Annotated in this window: 13 protein-coding genes; 10 read left to right on the top strand and 3 right to left on the bottom strand. The window is 49.8% G+C overall.

Annotated features, from left to right (window positions below):
- The first annotated feature begins 149 nt into the window (after positions 1-149).
- A complete protein-coding gene (locus ACYVUT_RS06655) occupies positions 150-974 on the top strand; it encodes a hypothetical protein (RefSeq protein ID WP_484501723.1) in 825 nt (274 codons plus the stop codon).
- Between the two features lie 70 nt (positions 975-1,044).
- Here ACYVUT_RS06655 and ACYVUT_RS06650 read toward each other — a convergent pair whose 3' ends face one another.
- Entirely contained in the window at positions 1,045-1,947 is a 903-nt protein-coding gene (locus tag ACYVUT_RS06650) for a LysR family transcriptional regulator (RefSeq protein ID WP_484500388.1), read from the bottom strand.
- A gap of 404 nt (positions 1,948-2,351) precedes the next feature.
- Here ACYVUT_RS06650 and ACYVUT_RS06645 point away from each other — a divergent pair, with 404 nt between their 5' ends.
- The 3 genes from ACYVUT_RS06645 to ACYVUT_RS06635 all read left to right on the top strand — a co-directional run bounded on the left by ACYVUT_RS06645 (position 2,352) and on the right by ACYVUT_RS06635 (position 10,183).
- Entirely contained in the window at positions 2,352-4,091 is a 1,740-nt protein-coding gene (locus ACYVUT_RS06645; protein ID WP_484500387.1) for an ABC transporter ATP-binding protein, read from the top strand.
- Positions 4,088-5,857 carry an ABC transporter ATP-binding protein gene (locus ACYVUT_RS06640; protein WP_484500386.1) on the top strand — a complete coding sequence of 590 codons (1,770 nt, stop codon included), beginning with the start codon at positions 4,088-4,090 and terminating at the stop codon, positions 5,855-5,857. Before ACYVUT_RS06645 ends, ACYVUT_RS06640 begins: the two co-directional genes overlap by 4 nt.
- A gap of 255 nt (positions 5,858-6,112) precedes the next feature.
- Positions 6,113-10,183 (top strand): EAL domain-containing protein, encoded by a 4,071-nt coding sequence (locus ACYVUT_RS06635; protein WP_484501722.1) that lies wholly within the window; start codon positions 6,113-6,115, stop codon positions 10,181-10,183.
- 34 nt (positions 10,184-10,217) lie between these two features.
- Here ACYVUT_RS06635 and ACYVUT_RS06630 read toward each other — a convergent pair whose 3' ends face one another.
- A complete protein-coding gene (locus ACYVUT_RS06630; RefSeq protein ID WP_439775489.1) occupies positions 10,218-11,117 on the bottom strand; it encodes a YitT family protein in 900 nt (299 codons plus the stop codon).
- 74 nt (positions 11,118-11,191) lie between these two features.
- On the opposite strand from ACYVUT_RS06630, the gene ACYVUT_RS06625 reads away from it, so the two are divergent.
- The gene (locus ACYVUT_RS06625) at positions 11,192-12,382 is read left to right on the top strand and encodes a CCA tRNA nucleotidyltransferase (RefSeq protein ID WP_484500384.1); all 1,191 of its coding nucleotides are present in this window, start codon (positions 11,192-11,194) and stop codon (positions 12,380-12,382) included.
- Positions 12,383-12,407: 25 nt separating this feature from the next.
- Here ACYVUT_RS06625 and trhA read toward each other — a convergent pair whose 3' ends face one another.
- Positions 12,408-13,070: a PAQR family membrane homeostasis protein TrhA gene (trhA, locus tag ACYVUT_RS06620; RefSeq protein ID WP_484500383.1), complete on the bottom strand. Its 663-nt coding sequence runs from the start codon at positions 13,068-13,070 to the stop codon at positions 12,408-12,410.
- Positions 13,071-13,205: 135 nt separating this feature from the next.
- Here trhA and ACYVUT_RS06615 point away from each other — a divergent pair, with 135 nt between their 5' ends.
- The 5 genes from ACYVUT_RS06615 (at position 13,206) to dprA (ending at position 16,913) form a co-directional block, all read left to right on the top strand.
- Positions 13,206-14,051, top strand: a complete 846-nt coding sequence (locus tag ACYVUT_RS06615; protein ID WP_439775505.1) for a DegV family protein — start codon at positions 13,206-13,208, stop codon at positions 14,049-14,051.
- A 3-nt stretch (positions 14,052-14,054) separates the two neighbouring features.
- Positions 14,055-14,285: a YozE family protein gene (locus ACYVUT_RS06610; protein ID WP_484501721.1), complete on the top strand. Its 231-nt coding sequence runs from the start codon at positions 14,055-14,057 to the stop codon at positions 14,283-14,285.
- Between the two features lie 74 nt (positions 14,286-14,359).
- Positions 14,360-15,217, top strand: a complete 858-nt coding sequence (gene ylqF, locus ACYVUT_RS06605; RefSeq protein ID WP_439775507.1) for a ribosome biogenesis GTPase YlqF — start codon at positions 14,360-14,362, stop codon at positions 15,215-15,217.
- Positions 15,207-15,977: a ribonuclease HII gene (locus ACYVUT_RS06600; protein ID WP_484500382.1), complete on the top strand. Its 771-nt coding sequence runs from the start codon at positions 15,207-15,209 to the stop codon at positions 15,975-15,977. Before ylqF ends, ACYVUT_RS06600 begins: the two co-directional genes overlap by 11 nt.
- Before the next feature lie 96 nt (positions 15,978-16,073).
- Positions 16,074-16,913, top strand: a complete 840-nt coding sequence (gene dprA, locus ACYVUT_RS06595) for a DNA-processing protein DprA (protein ID WP_484500381.1) — start codon at positions 16,074-16,076, stop codon at positions 16,911-16,913.
- The last annotated feature ends 30 nt before the right edge of the window (positions 16,914-16,943 follow it).

Raw genomic sequence — 16,943 nt, 5'->3', positions numbered from 1 at the left:
CCATCAAAGGGAAGCGCATACAAAGCTGATAAAAGTTGACCAAGTTTAATGAAACCGCTTGCTTCACAAGAGCCTTTTTGTTAAATTAGACCAGGAGAAAATAACAGTTTGTAAGTGATAAACCGTGTTAGGAGCACATTTAGGGAAAAATGAGAACTAAAAAGAGAATATGTGACATGAATGTGGCGATGATTGACCGGCAGAATCTGCCAGACTTGCTGGCGGAAGGGAAAATCGCGGCCCGGGCGGATGAAGACTACCAGATAAACCAAAATACAGCCGCGGCCTATGACTTCCAGATGGACCTGCTCTTTAGCAAGTACAAGACAATCGTTTATGATGCTGAAGCCGGCTGGGTCTTGCTGAAAAAGAAGACTTGCCGGCGCCTGGTTCATGAACTGAGAAAGAAGGAACCTGCCCATGAGCTGACCATCAAAAAGCAGCTCTGCCGGCAGCTTGGGATGTCCGACCAGTACGTGCAGTCCTTTGGCTCGCATGCTTATTTTTCTTTCTTCATCATGCGCCACAAGCCGCTTGACTTGGTGGGCCTGCACCAAATGAAGCGGTTTGAATGCCTGGACAATTGCGGCCTGTTTTTAACTTTAGACCGGCAATACTGCTTCAAGTTGGACATGCCCAGACAGTCAGGCCGGGGCCAGCAGATCCTGCAGGACTGCATCACCCACAATGCCGCCTTTTTGCACGTGGCAAGTGCCCGGGCAGCCAGCTGGGGCTGCCAGTTAAAGCCTGTTACCCGCAAGTCTCTTTTGAATGACCATGCTTATATCAGAGAAAGCCGGCTGGCAGAAATCAAGGCCATGGACCCCCGGCAGATCCTGGAAGAAGCAGAGGACCACTACTTGAACTACTGCTCTGAAGAATTTTTGAAGGAATTCCGGGCCTGGAACTGGGGCAAGCAGGACATGCGGCAATTGATCAACTACTGCAATAAGTCCTTTAACGAAATCAAATAGGATAAGGCAGAAAAGTGGTAATGAAAAATGCTCATCAAACGATGAGCATTTTTTGCATATGATTATAATTTTAGCCCAGGTTTTGTGCCTTGAGCCAGTTCATCAAGTCCAAAACGTGTTCGTTGAGGACATCCTTGCAAGTAAAGAGGGTCAAGTCTGAGCTGACCTTGACGTCAAGCGGAACCCGCTTTAGGCCGTTAGTTTCGCAATTGTCATCGTCAAGCGGGCCAGCGTATGGCTGGATGGCCAGGCCTTGCTGGGTGTAGACCATCATGGTTTGGGCCACGACGTTGTTGGCGAAGAAGATCCGGCTTTGCTTGCAGTTCTTTTCGATCCGGTCCTGCATCAAGGTAATCAGCGGTGAAGAACATGAAAGGTCCAGGAAGACCAGGTCCTTGCCATCTAGGTCCTTTTCTGAGAGCAGGTCCTTTTCAGCCAGTGGGTTGTCGCTTGGCACCAGGGTGCACCACTTTAATTTGCCGATCGTGTAGGAGGTGAAGTCCGGGTATTTTGGCATGGCTTCCGGGGTAGACAAAACCAGGTCCAGTTCATGGGAGGCCAGCTTTTCAAACAAAACCGGGCTGCTTTCAACGAAGAACTCAATGTTGACGGTATCCCGGCTTCTGCGGAACTGGCGGATGAGGCCAGGAAGGATCTGCTGCTCGGCCAAAATCCCAATCAAGCCGACCTTCAAAGTGATTTGCCCTTCTGACATGGCGATCCGCTTAGCCTTGGAAACAGCGGTCCGGTAGTCGTTAAGCTCGCTCTTGATGCTGTTGTATAAAGACCGGCCGGCCGGGGTCAGCAGCATCTTGCGGCGGGAGCGGCTGAACAGCTGGTAGCCCAGTTGCTTCTCGATTGAGGATATAGCCAGGGAAACCGCTGGCTGGGACATGTTCATGTTTTGTGCAGTCTTGGTAAAGCTCTGCGTCTGCGCGGCGTTTACAAAGATCTCTAGGTGTTCAATTCTCACGGGTTTACTAAGCTCCTCATAATAAAAAGATTGAAATGTCAGATAGATATATGCTACGCGTATCAAACAGTTCTGATATAATAATATATCAATTCCACAAGAAATAAAAACACTTGTTATTAAAAAAATCGAAACTTTTAAAAAAAGCAATTTTTCTCTAACAATTTCTAATTTTTGCGGCTAAAAAGCGCTGCCAGAAAATAGAAATAGAGATATTTGCTATTAAAAAGTGATTTTGCTTGATATTATGACTAAACTTTATTGCTAATCAAAGAAAAAATCAAGTGGGAAAGCTGGAAAAATGATAGACTTAGAAATAATTTTAGAAAAATCCCATTGTCAATTTTAATAAGAATAAAGTATGATAGAATCTTGAAGTATCAAAGAATTTAAGGAAGTGGCATATGAAATACGTCTTTAGCTATCTCAAAGACTTTAAAAAAGAGAGTATTCTGGCTCCGCTGTTCAAGCTGCTGGAAGCTCTTTTTGACCTGTTCGTTCCCCTGGTTGTGGCCAGAATTATCGACTATGGGATTAAAGAAGGAAACCGGGCTTATGTTTTCCAGCAGACCGGTCTTTTGGTAATATTGGCAATTTTGGGCATCAGCGCCAGCATTACGGCCCAGTGGTTCGCGGCAAAGGCCAGTGTCGGCATTGCCAGCCAACTGCGGCAGGTGACTTTTGACAAGGTCGAAAACTTCAGTTTTGCCAACCTGGACCAGCTGCCGCCCAGCACCTTGATCACCCGCTTAACTAGCGATATCAACCAGGTGCAGACCGGCTTTAACATGGCCCTGCGGCTCTTATTGCGAAGTCCCTTTATCGTTTTCGGCTCAATGATCGCGGCTTTTACGGTCAACTTTAAAGCAGCTTTGATCTTTGCCGTGGCGATTCCGCTTTTGGCCCTGGTCGTTTTTGGCATTATGCTGATCAGCATCCCCCTTTACCGGAAGGTACAAAAGCGGCTGGATGAAATTACCCGCCTAAGCAATGAAAACCTGGCCGGGGTCCGGGTTATCCGGGCCTTTAGAAAAGAAAGATCAGCCGTGGCCAAATTTGATGAAAAGGTCTCAGCCATGACCAAGCTGAACGAGTTTGTCGGCCGTCTGTCAGCCGCCATGAACCCGGTAACCTATGTCATGATCAACATCGCGGCTATCGTCTTGATTCAAGTTGGCGCTGTTCAGGTAAATACCGGCTCCATGGCGCAGGGGCAAGTAGTGGCTCTTTACAACTATCTGGCCCAGATGATCGTGGAACTGATCAAGCTGGCCAGCCTGATTATCACTATCAACCGGGCCTGGGCCTGCGGGGACCGGGTTGGCCAGGTCCTGGCCACGGAAAATGGCTTGACCTATCCAGAAGAAGGGCCTAAGGTCAAAAACAGTCAGGTCGACTTTAAGAACGTATCCTTCACATACCCGGAAGCTGCCGCGCCAGCCGTCGCCGGCTTGACTTTTACAATTAAGCCAGCTTCAACCGTCGGCATTATCGGAGGTACGGGCAGCGGGAAGAGCACCCTCTTGCAGCTGCTCACCCGTTTTTATGACTGCGGGGAAGGGGAAATTAAGCTGGGCGGTACTTCTTTAAAAGATTTGACCAAAGAGGAACTGCTGAACCAGTACGCGCTTGTGCCGCAAAAGGCCCAGCTTTTTGCCGGCAGCATCCGGGACAACTTGCTCATGGGCAATCCTAAAGCCAGTGACGATGATCTGTGGCAGGCTTTGGAATTAGCCCAGGCTAAGGAGGTCGTCTTGGCTAAGCCCGGCCAGCTGGACTTTAAACTGGAGCAGGAAGGACGCAACCTGTCCGGCGGGCAAAAACAGCGCTTAACGATCGCCCGGGCCCTGGTCAAGCAGGCTCCCTTATTGATCCTGGATGACAGCGACAGCGCCCTGGACCTGGCGACGGGAGCGCGCCTGCGGCAGGCTCTGGCCAGCTTAAAGGACGTGACCAAAATCCTGGTTTCCCAGCGGGCTTCCAGCATCATGCAGGCTGACCAGATTCTGGTCTTGGATGATGGCAACCTGGTGGCCAGCGGCAAGCACGAAGAGCTTCTGGCCAATTGCCAGGTCTACCAGGAAATCTACTACTCCCAGTTCCCTGAGGAGAAGAATAATCAAAACAAGGAGGAAACGCTGTGAAGAAGCAAGACAAAAAAATGGACAGCTGGCAGGCAATGAAGCAGCTGCTGCCAATCATCGGCCGCTACCGGCTCCTCTTGGTCATCAGCATCATATTAGCGGCAGTTTCCGTTATCCTCCAGCTTTATGTGCCGATCATTTTTGGCCGGGCCATTGACCAAATCGTTGGCCAGGGCAGAGTTGACTTTCCGGCTATTGGCCAGGATTTGGTCCAGATCTTGCTTTTGGTTCTGGTCTCAGCAGCTGCTACCTGGCTGATGGGCCTTATCAACAATAAACTGACTTACCGGACTGTCCAGGACATCCGGGAAAAGGCCATTCGGCAACTGCAGCTTTTGCCTCTGTCATATTTAGACCAGCACCCAAGTGGGGACATCGTCTCCAGAATCATCGCGGACACTGACCAGCTCTCTGATGGTCTTCTCTTGGGCTTTTCCCAGCTTTTTACCGGGTTGATCACCATTGTGGCCACCTTGGTCTTCATGTTCAGCCAGTCGGTGGAAATTACCCTCCTGGTTTTAGTCCTAACTCCTTTGAGCTTCATCGTGGCCCGCTTTATTGCCAGCCGGTCTTACCAAATGTTCAGAAAGCAGAGCCAGACCAGAGGCGAGCAGACCAGCTTGATTGAGGAAATGGTCAATGGGGTTAAGGTGGTCAAGGCTTTTGGCTATGAAAAAACTGCCTCAAGCCGCTTCGCTGAAATCAACCACCGCCTGCAAGAATACAGCCAGCAGGCGACCTTTTATTCCAGTTTGACCAACCCGGCAACCCGCTTCATCAATTCCCTGATCTATGCCCTGGTTGCCTTGGTGGGCGCTTTTGCCATCATGGGCGGGCGCTTGACCGTTGGGGGCCTTAGCGTTTTGCTTAACTACTCCAACCAGTATATGAAGCCTTTTAACGACATCAGCTCAGTCATTACAGAGCTGCAAAATGCTGCAGCCTGTGCCGGTCGGGTCTTTGAACTGATCAATGAAGAGGCGGAAGTTGACCCGGTTGACTTAAATAAATCCGATGAAAATCTGGGTGAGGTCAAAACGGCTTCAGTTGTCTTTGATCACGTGAACTTCTCCTACCAAAAAGACAAGCCTTTGATCCGCGACTTCAACTTGACTGCCAAGCCGGGGATGCGGGTTGCCCTGGTTGGGCCGACTGGCTGCGGGAAGACGACCACTATTAACCTCCTCATGCGTTTTTATGATGTTGATTCTGGCGGAATCTATTTAGGCGATACCAACATCAAGGATATGTCCCGCCATGCCTTAAGACGCAATTTTGGCATGGTCTTGCAGGATACCTGGCTGGAAGAGGGGACTGTCCGGGACAATCTGGCTTACGGCAAGGAAGATGCCACGGATGAGGAAATTATCGAGGCAGCTAAAGAAGCCCACAGCTGGGGCTTTATCCGCCGCCTGCCGCAAGGGCTTGATACGCCTCTTTCCGCTGACAGCCTGAGTGCCGGGCAAAAGCAGCTGCTCTGCATCACCAGAGTCATGCTGCTGGATCCGCCAATGCTGATTTTGGATGAAGCAACCAGTTCAATTGATACTAGAACTGAAATGCTGATTCAAGCAGCCTTTGATAAATTGATGCAGGGCCGGACCAGCTTTATTGTCGCCCACCGCTTGTCGACGATCGTTAATGCTGACTTGATCTTAGTCATGAAGGACGGGCAGATTATTGAACGAGGCAAACACGATGACCTGTTGGCCAAGGGCGGCTTTTACAGTCAACTATACTACAGCCAGTTTGCCAAATTGGCATAATAATGAAAAAATTACCGCTCTCGGGATTGAGAGCGGTTTTTTCTGTGCTAAGACAGGTGTTATCGTGTTTTTTGTTTTACAAAAAATTGTTAAACAATTATGATTTCCCCAAAAAGTATTGAGGAATTTAGTATAATTAGCTTGTGAACATATCTTATTACGTAAATTGCTTAGATAGAAGCTGGTAAAATGATTGAGAAAGATAATCTGACAAATTTCTTGCGAAAGTCTTTTACTTATATTCGAGAGCCCTTTATGGTTTTGGAAGTCAAAGACAGACAAATGGAAATTGTCTATGCCAATAAAAAGCTGCTGGACCTGTTTGCCTGCGAAGACTTGCCTCAATTTGCAATATTTGCCCAGGAAAAATTGCTGCCGCCTTTGAAAGAACAAGAGCCGGATCACGCGGGAGCTGTGCTTGACAGTGACAATGCGGTGATAGAGCACCTTAGCGTTGAGGATCGCGTGGGTCAAGAGCATTTGCTTAATTTGGAAATCCGCAAGGCAGAAGCCGCTGGTTTTGATCTGCGTCTGTGCTACATCACTCCGATCAACATCAACCGGGACCTTTTGACTGGCTTGCTGGATTTGCGCTCTTTCCAGGAAGTTGGCCAGACCCGGACAAAAGAAATGATCAAGCAAGGCAAGCACGTTTCCCTTATCTCTTTTGACTTGGTGGGGATGAAGGACTACAACAACCAGTATGGCTTTAAACAAGGCGATGACCTGCTTCGTTTTGTCGCTGACTGCATCAAGGAGAGTTTTGGCGACCAGGCCTGCACCCGGTCGGGGGAAGACCGCTTTTATGCCTACTGCGAGGAATATGGCCTGGAAGACAGGCTGAAGGAATTGGTTGACCGGATCAGAAGCCGGCGGGAAGTCCGGGTTGGAGTGGCCAACCTGGATCTGGCCAAGAGCGATTTTGACAGTGCCTGCAACCAGGCCCGGGTGGCTTGCGAATCTTTGGAAGACCCTTATAAATCTGGAATCGTCTACTATGATGAAAAACTGGACCAAAGACACCGCCTGCAGGAATACATCTTAAACCACATTGATGAGGCCCTGGAGAAAGGCTGGGTTCAAGTTTACTTCCAGCCTGTCATCCGGACTTTGACAGACAAGGTCTGCAATTTGGAGGCTTTGAGCCGGTGGATTGACCCTAAATATGGGATGATCTCTCCAGGTGTCTTCGTACCTGTTTTGGAAGGGGCTAACCTGTCCTACAAGCTGGACTTGTTCGTCTTGAACTACGTGGCTAAAATGCTGGCCGACCGTTTTCAAAATGGCCAGGATGTGGTTCCAGTTTCGATTAACATTTCCCGGTCTGACTTTACTGTGATTGATCCGGTGCAAGAAATTTCCCAAGTGGCAGATCATTACCAGATCAATCATCAGCTGCTCTGCATCGAAATCACTGAAACTGCCGTAATGCAAAGCCAGCACGACATTGTTGAGGCGATTGACCGCTTCCACCAGCTGAATTTTGAAGTCTGGATGGACGATTTCGGCAGTGGCTATTCCTCTTTGAATGCCTTAAAGGATTTTGACTTTAACGAAATTAAGATCGATATGGCCTTTATGCGCGATTTTAATGACCGGTCTAAAAAGATCGTCTCTAAAGCCGTGGCCATGGCCAAGTCTTTGAAAATCCATACTTTGACGGAAGGGGTGGAAACTGAAGAGCAGGTTGCTTTCTTAAAGAGTATCGGCTGCGAGCGGATTCAAGGCTTTTACTACGGAAAACCTCAACCAATGAAGGAGCTGGAAGCCAGTCTGGCCTTCAAGAAGCTTTCCTTTGAGAATCCAGAAGAAGCCAAGATGTACAGCAAGCTGGGCCTCATTGACGTGATGGTACCCCAGCCAATCACGCTCTGCGCTTATGATGGCCAGGAGTGCCGGATCTTTTTTGAAAATCAGGCTTTTAAGGAGCTCCTGGGCAAGAATAAGATTGACCAAGACTGGTTGATGAAGATTGCAGAAATGGCAGTCGTCCAGCATCAGAAGGTTGCCAAGACCTTTATCTATGACAACCGCTATTCCCAGATATCTCTTTTGCCAGTTGTTGAAGGGCACAATGTCTGTCTGATGGAAATGCGCATTGATGGGACGATTGGCGAGGTTGGCGACCGGGAATTTGCCTTGAATTCTTCTTTAAAGAACATTTTGCCAATTTACAACCGGATCTACTTGCTTGATTTTGCCAAAGACAGCTGGGACGTAATCGCCAGCGATTTGCCGGGGGAAAAGACGGGGATCCAGCGCAACGGCATTCAGAGCTTCCGCTATGATTATGGCTTAAGATGCGTGATGCATGATGACCTGGCCAAATGGCGCAACCTGCTGGATTATCAAAGTTTGCAGGACCGGCTGGACAATCTGGACAACAAATGGTTCACGACCAGCTTGCGTACTCAAATTAAAAACGGCGACTATGCCTGGGCCGATTATACGGTGATCAGCTACCAGAACCAGCAATACATCCTCTTGGTCAAGATCGACACCCAAATTGAAGAAAGCCAACGTGAAGGTTTGCTGAAAAACATCATGAAAAATCAGCACCAAAGCTTGGATAATGCTTTTGGCGACGTGGAAAACCAGGTCTGGAAGACGATTATCAAAGAAAGTAATCTGAAAATCTTCTGGAAGGACGCGCAAAGACGCTTTGTTGGCGTCAGCCAGGCTTTCTTGGACTTCTACGGCTTCAAGAGCCAAAGTGAGCTGCTGGGCAAGACGGATGATCAAATCGGCTGGCACGTCAACAATAAGCCTTTCAGAGACGATGAGTTGGAGGTCCTGCAGACGGGCCAGCCTGCCGTAAATGCCAAAACCACGGCGATAGTCAAAGGTGCTCTTCATCAAATCGTTGCTTCGAAGTTTCCAGTTTTTGAAGACGGCAAGGTGATCGGTCTGGTCGGCTACTTTGACGACGTCAACTTGAAAAAGACCGAAAGCCACAAGCCACTGGAGAGCAGGGGCTTTGACTACCTGGCCAACTTCCTCGATGCCTCCAGCCTGGTGCCAGAACTAGCCCAGTTTGATACGGCTTGGAAGCACGATAAGCAGAGTTATACCGTCTGCTGGTTGGAAATCAGCAATTATAGCAACTTGCAGATGAAATATGGTCAACGTTTTTGCCAGCTTTTGATTGAAAAGTGTGCCAAGCTGATCAGCCAGCAGGCAAGCAAGAGTGCTATTTTGGCCCGGGTTAAGGATGCGTCTTTCATCATCATCAGCAACTTCTTGGCCAAAGAAGAAATGCAGACAGAAGTCGATCAGCTGCTCAAAGAATTAAAAGGAGTCTGGAATATCGGTGGCTTTGATTGCAAGTTGAAGCCAATTGCCGGCCTGGCCCAAGCCAGTGAAGTTGCTAATGGCCAGGAGGCAATCAACCTGGCTAACCGCCGCAGCCAAAGCCAGACGGTCAATCCAGTCGATTTCCAGGTCTTTGACGAATACTTGGACCTTCCTTTGCCAATGGTGGTCAACAAGCCACTGCTTAGCGCCCACGGCGACAAAGTAATTGATACTATCAACATCTTTACCAATGAGCGCTATTGTGAGCTAGTTGGCGTCAATAAGGGGCAGCTGTTTGGTGAACGTTATCTTGATTATGTCTCCGGTGAAGAAGAGTGGATGACAAGCAGCTTGAAGGCCTTAAAGGGCTATGCCGTAAGCGGCCAGTGCTATTGCCGGGCCCTGCGCAGCTGGGTCAGCTACTACAGCAAGGCGTCAACCGTGCCAAACTGCGTGGTGACAGTCTTTGCTGTGGATGATAGAGACAGTGCAGAAATCAAGCGGATCGTGGCAACTGATGCTGAGTTCTTTGAAGCTAACCAGCAGCTTCTGGATGACCGCAAGTACTTCAGAGCAATCCAGAATGCCTTGCAGGAAATTGGTGACGTGACTCAGGCTTCGCACGCGGTGCTTTTGGAAATCGGAACTGACAGCTTCTCAATTAACTACGAATGGACAGCTCCTTATGCCCAGCCGGTTGAAGACAGGCTCGAAAACATCAGCAACCGCTTCTTGAAGCCTTTCAGCGACTTGCTGCAAAGGAAGGATTATCTGCTGATTCCTGATGTCAAGGAATTTGCCCAGAAGCAGGCTGATTTCAGTGAACAGGAAGAATTTTTGGATAAGTACGCTATTGACCAGCTGCTGCTTGTGCCCGTGAAGAATGAGCTTGGCAAAACGATAGCTTACTTGATGCTCAGCAATGCTTATGTCAAGGGCCAGATCGACCCGGTTCGCTTGCTCAAGCATTTGGCTCCAGTATTTGCCAAAAAGCTGCGGACAGCAGCAGAGCGGATTGGAAAAGACGATTAATGTATGAAAAAAGGAGTCACATGCGTGACTCCTTTTACTTTCTGATAAATAAGCTGGATTGTTTGGTCTTGTAACTGAAGCCTTCGCCCAGAGCTTCGTTGACGTCAAAGAAAGTGATGAAGGCTTTGGGGTCTTCTTGCTTGACGATTTTCTTTAATTCCGGGATTTCCCTTGGCGACAGGACCAGGTAGATCATGTGGCGGGGATCGCTTGAATATCCGCCTTCAGCATTGATGTAGGTAAAGCCGCGTTCCAGTTTCAAGTCGATCAGTTTGGCGATATTCTTGTAGTTTTGGGAAATGATGAAGACCCCCTTGGCCCGGGTCCCGCCTTCAGTTACCAAGGCCATGACCTTGGAGAGAATAAAGCAAGACACCATTGTGTAGCCAACGTGGAAAAAGTCCAGGTAGGACAAAGAGCAGGCCAGGGCTAAAAAGTCCAAAGCCAGAAGGCCCTTGCTGGGGGTGATAGCATATTTTTCCTGCAAAACCCGGGCGATAATATCACTGCCCCCAGTCGTGCCGTTAAAGCGGAAGACCAGGCCTAATCCCAGTCCCGACAAGCATCCGGCCGTGACCGTGGCCAGGAAGGGGTCGTGATGGAGGGGAACTTGGTCTATAATAGACTGCAGGGTCCACGCGCTCAAGAAGAAAGACAGGCAGAGGGTTCCCCAGACGGTATAAATCATGGCCCGCCTGCCCATATACTTAAAGCCTAAAAAGATCAAGGGAATGTTGATGATGAAGGTGCTGATACCAGGGTTGATGCCCCAGAAGTGGCGGATAATCAAGGTGAAACCCGATAGCCCCCCGTCAGCCAGCTTGTTGGGAATCGACACCATGTCCACGCTGAAGGCGTAGATGGCTGAGCCCAGGGCAATCATCAGGATATCGATCGTGTCACTAGTGGTCCATTTGAATTTTGGCTTGTTCATTTCGATACTCCTTTCTTTTATAATTCCCCATGCGTAATCAATTTTAGCAAAAAACAGTCAAGGTGGAGAAGAAGATGACTAATACTCGTATAACTGAAGTTTTTACCCAGGCCATGCCGGTCCTGGAAAAGTTGGAAGAAGCTGGTTTTGAAGCCTATTTCGTCGGCGGCTGCGTCCGCGACCTGCTCTTAGAGCGGCCGATTCATGACGTGGACATCGCGACCAGTGCTTATCCGGAAGAGGTCAAGGAGACTTTTGCCAAAAGCATTGACACTGGCATCCAGCACGGAACCGTGACCATCCTTTATGGAGGCTCCAGCTACGAAATCACGACTTTTAGAACCGAATCCGGCTACCAGGACTTCCGCCGGCCGGACAAGGTCACCTTCGTGCAGAACCTGGATGAGGACCTAAAGCGGCGGGACTTTACCATCAATGCTTTGGCCATGAACCGGCAAGGGGAGATTATTGATCTTTTTGACGGTCTGGGCGACTTAAAGCGCCACGTTATCAAGGCGGTCGGAGTGGCGGAAGAACGTTTCCACGAGGATGCCTTGCGGATGATGCGGGCAGTCCGTTTCATGAGCCAGCTTTCGTTCAGCCTGGAAGAAAAGACCAGGCAGGCAATTATTGACAACCACGAGCTTTTAAGCAAGATTTCCGTGGAAAGAATCAGAGAGGAGTTTGTCAAGCTGGCTCTGGGCAAGGACAGCCGCCGGGCCTTCCAGGACTTTTTGGCAACGGGCTTGAGCGAAGAATGCCCGGGCCTGGCGGGGAAAAAAGACCAGCTCTCCGTCTTCACTGATCTTAAGGCGGGCCCAGACGACGAAGCAGTTTTTTGGAGTTTGATCGCCGTTTTAATCAACCTGCCGGCTGATCAGATCTCAGCTTTCATGCGGGCTTGGAAGAACTCCAATGCCATGAACCAGCGGACCAGGCAGATCGTGGCTGCTTTTGACCTTTTGTGCCGGGGGAAAGTAAGCGACTTTGACCTTTTTGAAATTGGCCAGGAGAACCTGGAGGCGGCTTTAAAGCTGGCCAGCCTCCTGGGTCAGCCACTGCCTACCCAGGTCCTTTTAGACCGGTATAACCGTCTGCCAATCAAGGAGGCGGGGAAGTTGGCCATTGACGGCCAGTGGCTAATTAAAGAGGGCGTTAAGCCTTCACCCGAACTGGGCCAGCTCTTGCGTAAGGCTCTTGAGGGAGTAGTCAGCGGCCAGGTGGAAAACAACCCAGAAGCAATCGCGGAATTTTTGGCAATCTAAAAGGCGCTGGTGACCAGCGCCTTTTTTAGACATAAAACAAGACTGAGAAGAAGATCAAGATGGAGCCCAGCAGAACGAAGAGGTGCCAGATAACATGGCTGTAAGGCAAGCCCCGCATAGAAAAGAAGAGGCAGCCGAAGGTATAAGCAATGCCTCCCCAGACTAAGAGCCAAAAGCCGGTTGGCCCCAGGCTGTAATAAAGCTGGCTGCCTGCCAGAATCACCATCCAGCCCATGGCGATATAAAGGATGGTGTCGCCGATCACATGCTTGCCTTGGTTAAAGATATAATAGAGGATCCCAAAGACCGTCAAGGCCCAGATAATGCCGAACATGACCCAGCCCTTTGCCCCGCCGATGGTGACCAGGGTATAAGGGGTATAGGAGCCGGCAATGGCGATAAAGATCGAGGAGTGGTCAAAGATCTGGAAGACCTTGTTTGCCTTGGTAAAGACCAGGCTGTGGTAGAGGGTTGAGAAGAGGTAAAGCAGAATCATGCAGGAGCCGTAGATGGCAAATGTGGTCACTCTTAGGGCGCTGTGGGTGTGGGCGGCCCGGATTACTAAAACGACCAGGCCAGCGATTGAGAGGCCAAAGCCAATCCCGTGCACGACGGCTGAGAGCACATTGTCAATGATATAGTAAGATTTGGGCCGGTCTTCAGCCGGTTGCCAAGGATTAAAAGCCATATAAAGTACCTTTCAGTTTTGATCAATTAATTATAATTTTTAGCCGAAAATTTGCTATACTAAACTCTGTATTAAGTCTAATTCTATCACAACAGAGAAGCTGATAGGATAATTTGGAAATTGAGGTCAGTTAAATTGTCTAAGATCAAGATCATGACGGATTCCTCAGTACAGCTGAGTCCGGAAGAAATTGAAAAATACGGTATTACGGTGGTGCCCCTGTCGGTGACGATCGACGGACATACCTACACGGATGGCGTTGACATTACCCGGGCCAACTTTATCCAAAAAATGGATGAGGCGGAAAAACTGCCCAAGACCAGTCAGCCCCCGGTCGGCTTGTTCGTGGAAAGAATGGAAGAACTGACGGCTGACGGCAGTGAGGTTTTGGGAATTTTCATGGCCAAGACCCTGTCCGGGACGGTTGACTCCGCCCGCCAGGCAGCGGAAATGGTAGCTGGCAAGATCACGGTCATCGACTGCGGCTACACTGACCGCTCGCAAGGCTACTACTGCATTGAGGCGGCCAAGGACGCGGAAGCGGGCAAGGAAATGGATGAAATCCTGGCCCACCTGGACCAGATCGGCAAGAACATGTACCTGGAAATGATGGTGCCCAACCTGCAGAACATTCTGGCTGGCGGCCGCTTAGGCAAGTGGGCCGGCCGGGTGGTTTCAGCATTGAACTTCCATGTCGGCCTGACCATGAAGGAAGGCAGCTTAAACGTTCCTTACCGGGGCCGGGGCAAGAAGTTCATCAAGAAGTTCGACGACATGCTGGTCGACCAATTAAAAGAACTGGGCGACAAGGTCAAGTACGTCGGCATCTCTTACGTTGACACCAGAGACAAGATGGAAGAACTTGCCCAGCGCTTCAAGGAAGTCAACCCGGGCCTGGAGATCCTGGTCCAGGAAACCAGCCCGATCATCATCACCCACGCTGGCCATGAGGCCTACGCGGTCATGTTTTACACGGAGTAATATATGGCATACCGACAAAGTTTTTACCAGTTTCTGATGACTCTGCGCGATCCGGAATCAAATAGCGACCTGGCTCAGTTTGCCAATAATGCCCAGTTTGACTCGACCTTCCCCAGACAGGAACAGGACCGGACCAAATTGTCAGAATACTTGGAAGAAAATGCCGCCTACCTGCCCAGCATGACGATTTTTGACGATGCTTACCAGGCTTACGAAGAGAAAATGCAGTATTAGTAGTATTTTTAGGATTCAATGAAAAGCACGAAAGGGAGCCCAGGCTTCCTTTTCTGCTGTTATTGGGAGGAAAAATGACTAAAATTCAATGGTATCCAGGCCACATGAACAAGGCCAGGAATCAACTGGAAGAAAAATTAAACTTGATTGACGTTGTTGTCGAAGTTTTGGACGCGCGGATTCCCAGCGCTTCCAGAAACCCGATGATCAGTGACCTGGTTGGCGACAAGCCCCACTTGATTATTTTGAACAAGGCCGACCTGGCTGACCCGGTGATGACCAAGCTCTGGCAAAAGAAATTGCAGGGGCCGCGCACCTTGGTCATGGCCATGGACGCCCAGCACAACACCAACATGCAGGCTCTGATTACTCTGATCAAGAAGGCAGCCAGTGAAAAGGTTAAGAAACTGGAAGAGAGAGGGGCCTCCAACCCGATCATCCGCATCTGCTTAGTTGGCGTGCCAAACTGCGGCAAGTCCACCATCATCAATCGCCTGGTTGGCCGCAACGTCGCTATCACCGGGGACCGGCCAGGGGTAACCAAGGGCCAGGCCTGGCTGAAGACCCCTTACGGCATTCAGATTCTGGACACGCCAGGGATTCTCTGGCCGAAATTTGAAGACCAGGACGTGGGCTATAAGCTGGCTGCTTTTGGGGCGATCAAGGACACGATTTTCCACGCTGACGACGTGGCTCTTTTCGTCATCAAGCAACTGCGCCAGTACTACCCGGCCTACCTGGCCAAGTTCGCCAACTGCACTAAGGACAAGCTGGAAAATATTGGGGATACCGACCTGCTTTTGGCCATGACCCAAAACAACGGGATGCGGGATGACTATGACCGCTTCTCTCTCTTTATGCTACAGCGGTTAAGAAAGGGCAAGCTGGGCCGGATCAGCCTGGACCGGCCAAGTGCGAATAATGAAAATTAATGAAATTAAAGACCTGCTGCAAGCAGATTCAGTCGCGCCTGCCATCTTGGCGGAGTTAGCCAAAGATGACCGCAAAGGGGTTCAGAAGCTGCTGGAAAGTTACCAGCGCCGGCAGGAAAAGCTGGCTAAGCAGAAAGAGGCTTTTTTGGCCCGCTTTTCCTATGAAAAAGACTTTTGGGCAAAGGGGCAGCTGGTGGCCGGGGTCGATGAAGTCGGCCGGGGACCCTTGGCTGGACCGGTAGTGGCTGCAGCCGTGGTCTTGCCGGAAGATTTTTCCTTATTGGAAGTCAATGACTCAAAGAAGCTGAGCCCGCAAAAGCGCCTGGCCCTTTATCCCAAGATCCTGGAGCAGGCGATTGCCGTGGGCGTCGGGGTCATGGACAACAAGGTGATCGACCAGATCAATATTTACGAGGCTGACCGCCAGGCCATGAAGCAGGCCGTGGAAGCTTTGAGCACAAGGCCAGATGCTCTTTTGGTCGACGCCATGAATGTCCCGGTGGACTTGCCGCAAGTAGAATTGATCAAGGGGGATGCCAAGTCCAACTCAATTGCCGCGGCGTCAATCGTGGCCAAGGTCTTCAGAGACTCCTTGATGGACGATTACGCCCGTCTTTATCCAGACTATGCCTTTGACCATAATGCCGGTTATGGAACCAAGGATCACCTGGAAGCATTAAGAAAATACGGTCCAACCCCGATTCACCGCCTGACCTTCAGTCCGGTGAGCGAGATGGTGGGACTTAAAAAGGCTGACTAGTTCAGCCTTTTTTCTTTTAGGCAAAAAAGCCGAAAATTTTGCAGAGATAAAGGAAAAAATGGTCTTTTTGGCGTAATAGTAAGTGGAGGGAAAAAGATGAACAAAACCGAATTCTTACTGCGCCTAAAGCTGCAAAAGGGCCTCAGCTATCTGAAGATATTGCAGGTCATGCAGCAGATGCCCCCGGATGAGGACGTGGACCATGAATGGCTGAACTGCCTGGAACTACCAGATGAAATCCTCTACCGGGTGGAGGGGGCCTTTTTAAGCGATCGCTACGAAAGTGCCATTGAAAACTTACAAAAGAATTTCAAAATAATCAGTTTCTTTGACGATGCTTATCCGGTACGTCTAAGAGAAATTTATCGGCCGCCGATTCTGCTTTTTGCTAAAGGGGACTTGTCTTTGCTGGAAAAAGAGGTGACGGTGATCGTGGGTTCAAGAACGCCCAGCCCGTATTCCGGCAGGGTGATTGAGAACCTCATGCCTGTTTTGCTGAAGAAAAAGCAGGTGATTGCCAGTGGCCTGGCTAAAGGCGTTGATGCCATAGCCCACCAGAATGCCTTGAATTTTGGCGGCAAGACCATCGCGGTCGTGGCTAACGGACTAAATTATTTTTACCCCCGGGAAAATACTATCCTGCAGCAGCAAATCGCTTCCCGGGGCCTCCTGCTTAGCGAATACCTGCCCGACACGCCGCCAAGGCCCTTCCGCTTTCCAGAGCGCAACCGGATTTTGGCCGGGATTTGCAAGAACGTGATCGTGACCGAAGCCAAAGCCCATTCAGGATCTTTAATTACGGCAAATCTGGCCCTGCAGGAAAACAGAAATGTCTTTGCTGTTCCAGGCGCCATCACCAGCCCCTTGTCGGCGGGCACCAATCAGCTGATTTCAGCCGGGGCGACCCCGGTCATCGACAAGGAAATCAACCTGTGAAAGATTAAATTCAAGTAAAAATTGCCTGTC

This window comes from Lactobacillus sp. WILCCON 0059 (assembly GCF_057197985.1).
This window is presented reverse-complemented; position numbering and strand designations above follow the sequence as displayed.

Coding starts and splice junctions, on each gene's coding strand:
- ACYVUT_RS06655 (WP_484501723.1), top strand. CDS start 150: ATGAGAACTAAAAAGAGAATATGTGACATGAATGTGGCGATGATTGAC.
- ACYVUT_RS06645 (WP_484500387.1), top strand. CDS start 2,352: ATGAAATACGTCTTTAGCTATCTCAAAGACTTTAAAAAAGAGAGTATT.
- ACYVUT_RS06635 (WP_484501722.1), top strand. CDS start 6,113: ATGGTTTTGGAAGTCAAAGACAGACAAATGGAAATTGTCTATGCCAAT.
- ACYVUT_RS06630 (WP_439775489.1), bottom strand. CDS start 11,117: ATGAACAAGCCAAAATTCAAATGGACCACTAGTGACACGATCGATATC.
- ACYVUT_RS06625 (WP_484500384.1), top strand. CDS start 11,192: ATGACTAATACTCGTATAACTGAAGTTTTTACCCAGGCCATGCCGGTC.
- trhA (WP_484500383.1), bottom strand. CDS start 13,070: ATGGCTTTTAATCCTTGGCAACCGGCTGAAGACCGGCCCAAATCTTAC.
- ACYVUT_RS06610 (WP_484501721.1), top strand. CDS start 14,055: ATGGCATACCGACAAAGTTTTTACCAGTTTCTGATGACTCTGCGCGAT.
- ylqF (WP_439775507.1), top strand. CDS start 14,360: ATGACTAAAATTCAATGGTATCCAGGCCACATGAACAAGGCCAGGAAT.
- ACYVUT_RS06600 (WP_484500382.1), top strand. CDS start 15,207: ATGAAAATTAATGAAATTAAAGACCTGCTGCAAGCAGATTCAGTCGCG.
- dprA (WP_484500381.1), top strand. CDS start 16,074: ATGAACAAAACCGAATTCTTACTGCGCCTAAAGCTGCAAAAGGGCCTC.